4 protein-coding genes are annotated in these 4,057 nt (G+C 42.9%); all 4 read right to left on the reverse strand.

The window, feature by feature from the left end; all coding sequences use genetic code 11:
- Positions 1 to 1,887: RNaseH domain-containing protein (locus tag IQ229_RS16330; protein WP_194045435.1), on the reverse strand; the 1,887-nt coding region annotated here is incomplete at its 3' end.
- Positions 1,826 to 2,656: a hypothetical protein gene (locus tag IQ229_RS16335; RefSeq protein WP_194045437.1), complete on the reverse strand. Its 831-nt coding sequence runs from the start codon at positions 2,654 to 2,656 to the stop codon at positions 1,826 to 1,828. The genes IQ229_RS16330 and IQ229_RS16335, both read right to left, overlap by 62 nt.
- A complete protein-coding gene (locus IQ229_RS16340) occupies positions 2,610 to 3,173 on the reverse strand; it encodes a hypothetical protein (RefSeq protein WP_194045439.1) in 564 nt (187 codons plus the stop codon). Before IQ229_RS16340 ends, IQ229_RS16335 begins: the two co-directional genes overlap by 47 nt.
- A gap of 262 nt (positions 3,174 to 3,435) precedes the next feature.
- On the reverse strand, positions 3,436 to 3,966 hold the full coding sequence (locus IQ229_RS16345) for a pentapeptide repeat-containing protein (RefSeq protein ID WP_194045441.1): 531 nt from the start codon (positions 3,964 to 3,966) through the stop codon (positions 3,436 to 3,438).
- Positions 3,967 to 4,057 lie beyond the last annotated feature (91 nt).

Raw genomic sequence — 4,057 nt, forward strand, 5'->3', positions numbered from 1 at the left:
GGCTTTTCCAGGTTGCCTGCTGCCATTGTCAAGACGAGACTGCCATGTGCGTAATATGTGCTTTTCAGTATTTAAAGGCTTTCTAACGCTCAGGTAAAGCGATCGCTCCCCATCATCACACACACCCTGCCATCGGTAAACTCCACTGGTTCGACTCCCAGGAGAATCTTTAACAATAGCAACTGGTACTTCACCATTATCTGCGACTCGTAAGCGCACAACCCACAGACGATTGATTTGTTCTTGTGAAAGGTAGTGTTTTAGTACTTTCAGTGGATCATTAGTTAGTAAATTTTGATTTTGTAGCCAGTTCAGCATTTTGCGGGCATTTTGTGCTTCTACCATGAACAGCACACGCGGGGGTTTCTTATCAGTAATTGGAGTATTTAAACACTCTTGCAAACAGTCAGCAACAAATTTATTTATTAGCCGTTGTTCTTGTGTTTGCTCGTAACGCTTTTGTGCATCATCAATTTCTTCATTGCTTTCATCAAAAGAGCTTGGATTCCAGTCTTCAGCCGAAAGGTGTGCGAGTCCGACAGGATATGATACCCAGCCTTGTTTATGAAATAGAGCAGGGGTTGTTAACTCTACTTTTGCTGTGATTGGATTAACTCTAATCATCAAAACAACAGTTTTAGGAATATTTTCTGAATTTGTTTTGCGGGTGCGGCGTAGGACATAAAAGCACGTTAACCAAACATCAGGAGCAATGCCATCTTTTTTAGAATTAATTAAAGGAGTATCAGGCAAAATTCCGAATTGTCTTAGCAAGTCAGATACTGCTCGTTTCACTGGTTCCAAACCGGATTTTTTCAGCTTTTCTTCACCAGCTTTGGTAGTATAAGTTACTCGATGGATATGTTGAGTGAGATAGCCTGCTTTTATTGCTCCAATTCGCCATGCAAGCTTGGGATCAGCCTCGGATACAGGAGGTTTCGATCTGATTTCGATTAAGGCCCCGCTTAGTTCTTTGGTTTGGGGTATAAATGCAGCAATGTTGTTAATGCGTTCTGCTAACAAATCAGGGCGTTGCTGTTGATAAGTTTTCCTCACTTCAGAGAAACTTTTAATTTCCAGGTTTTGTGTCAGGTCGCCAACGTGTTGAGTCTTGATGCACAGGGAACCGTATAATCCTTCATAAATATTTTCTACGTTTGTAGGTGATAAATACAGTAATTGGCAAATTTCAGTAATCAGTGCATCACGACATTGTGGAGTTTCCCACAAAACAAGTATGGTGCGAAGAGGATTTTCAGCTTCACGAAATACTGCTGGTGCTGCTAGTTTTGGTCGCAGCATTGGGGTGTGTGAATGATTTGGATCGTCAGAGTTCTTTGCTTTTTTAGGCTTCTTAGATTGGTTTTCTTCATTAGTAAGCAGAGGAACAATTTTCTGTTTGGGTTTCTCTGAAGGCCAGAAAATAAAAACGTTACCTGTCACCCTCTCAGCCTCACCCACTCTCTGAACAGGGAGACGTGCTTCAATAGCTTGATCTAAACTAGCCAAATCTTGTGGACTGACACCACTAAAGCAGGGTGGTTCCCCTAATTTAGAAGTGTAGGCGATCGCAGCTTGGATACCACTAGGAATTGTGTTGACACCTGACCAGTTATGATTTGGGTTAGAAACGAAATTATTTGCGTCAGGAAGTTGAGAGTCATTGAGAGAAAAAAGATTACTGATGGCTTGAGGCCATTTCATTTCCTTTCCATAACGTTTCATCATCAGTGGAATAAAGCAAAAGGGTTGGCGTTGGCCATCTAACCACCGATGGTTATCACCAATATGAGCTTTCACGCCTGGATAAGGTACTTTCAGAGGTTTAGTCAGCCAATGTCGAATTGATAAATGATGATAAACAATAGGTTTTTCGCGCCAGCACATCCTCACTTTCTACATAGGGTTCCAGCACCTTGATGATGGCAACCAAAAGTGAAGTAACTTCGCTGTCCTGTTCGTCAATGGCTGAATTTGGGGCGAATTTCACATCTACAAAATGGACTACTGCTGGTACACCACCACGCACCAAACGCCCGATGATTTGCCAGATACTTACTAACTGAGTCCAGCAAAGTACCGATCGCTCGTCTTGTGTTAATTGCTTAAAAGCCCATGCTGCATAGTTCAGATTGACCATTTCGGCAACAGCATTCTGGTAGAAGATATCTGCAACCTGAGTTAGGGTTAGGTTTCCTGATATTGATTGAGCTTCCTCGTACAGCGTGTAATCTTTTTCGTGCTTCAGTGCCCAAGCGTTGAGTTGCTGAACAGTAGATTGCCAGTTATCAGGGATTGGCATAGGTCTATTGAGGAACAGCACTGCACCGAATGCAGCTTTGCCTTGAGCATTCAAAATGTTGTGACCTCGCTCTAAAGCCATCAAAGGGGCAACTACAATCTGGGTGGGTAAATGTTGTAAATTTCGGATTTCGCTTCGCAAAATACCATGAAGATGAGTAGGAGCATTGTCGCGGCGGAGGGTAACAATACCGTCATCGTTGATGTTTACGTCGAAACGGTAGCGTGATTGTAAAATAGACGTGACCCATTCGGATTCATCGTAACTACCCACGACAATCAAGATGCGATCGCGATCGCTCCACCATTCAGGTTGCTGTTGTTTTCGCTGAGACAGGAATCTCAGGTGGATCAACTAGGTCACGGATAATCCGAGTAAATAGAGAACGACCTGTAAAGGGAAGTGGCCCTAACCACGCAACCAATTTAGAGTGGGTGAGGAGTAAGTGATAAATGCGGTTAGTAGAAATTTGGGTATGGTAATGTGCGCTTGTCCAGGCAACAAAGCGATCGCCTGCCATATCACCGCGATCGGAATTGTAAATCGTGGCTAGATTCAATCCGAGTTTATTTAAAAATGAGTTTCCAGAGGCATCAACTAAGACTTCATCGGGGGCAAACTCTTCATCAAACTGAATCTGCACGCGATCGGCTTCGTCAACAAATAGAAACTTACATTCACAGTAGTATCTTTGTGTATAGAAAATATATCCACCTGACTTTTTCTGGCAAGCAGATCGTGTGTACATACAAGTTATAGACTGTTGTGCAATATTCCAAGTTCTCATCTCAATCGCATTGTCAGTCGAAACAATCGCATTGTTAGTCAAAACAATCGCATTGTTAGTCGAAACAATCGCATTGTCAGTCAAAACAATCGCATTGCAACTCTAAAAGACTTGTTGGTAAAAGGGATGGGATTCTCCGAGTTTACAGCTATTTTCAGGTAAATAGACCAGGGGGTAATGCTCATAGGTGTCAACTTAACGTGAAAGCCATCCTAGAACCAGCTTTTACATATTGTCTCGTTCCCAGTCTACGACTGGGAATGCCGTCCTAGAGGCTCCGCCTCCCTTGCTGGCGGCAGAGCGCAGCCTAGATGAAAGCATTCCCATGCAAAGCATGAGAACGAGATTAAACATTCTCATCCAGAATAGTTCCTTCTATATTGGCTCCATCCAAATTTGCTCCACTCAAATTTGTCTGGCTCAAATCTGCTTGAGTGAGATTAGCCTGGGATAAGTCAGCTACAGTTAAATCTGCACCACTTAAATCCGCTCCATCTAGATTCGCCGCTATCAAACTTGCTTCCTGCAAATCCGCCTCACTCAAGTTAGTTTCAATCAGTTTAGCAACCGTCAAATCAGCGTAACTTAAATTAGCTCCTTCCATTGCTGCTCCATCCAAGATAGCTCCATCCAAAATTGCCCCGCTTAAGTTGCTACCACTGAGATCGGCATTGCTCAAATCTGCCCCATTTAAGTCTGCCTCAATCAGACTGGCGTCGGTTAAATTAGCGTGACTCAGATTAGCTCCATCTAAAATTGCTCGATCTAAAATTACGCCACTGAGATCGGCTTCTCTTAAATTGACCTCGCTCAAGTTGACGCCAGTAAAGTCTCTGACACCTGCGGCATAGTTTTTCAGGAGTTGATCTGCTTTCATATCTGTCGCTGTGCTAAGGAACGTTTAACTAATTCGTAATTCGTAATTCGTAATTCGTAATTTTTGAATGTAATTGCCCTTTATATATACG

Origin of the sequence: Nostoc cf. edaphicum LEGE 07299 (genome assembly GCF_015207245.1) — a bacterium.
In the GTDB taxonomy this organism is placed as follows: Bacteria; Cyanobacteriota; Cyanobacteriia; order Cyanobacteriales; family Nostocaceae; genus Nostoc; species Nostoc edaphicum_B.

What these genes read in the sequence shown, in the direction of transcription:
- IQ229_RS16345 (WP_194045441.1), bottom strand. Translation starts at nt 3,966, where the DNA reads ATGAAAGCAGATCAACTCCTGAAAAACTATGCCGCAGGTGTCAGAGAC.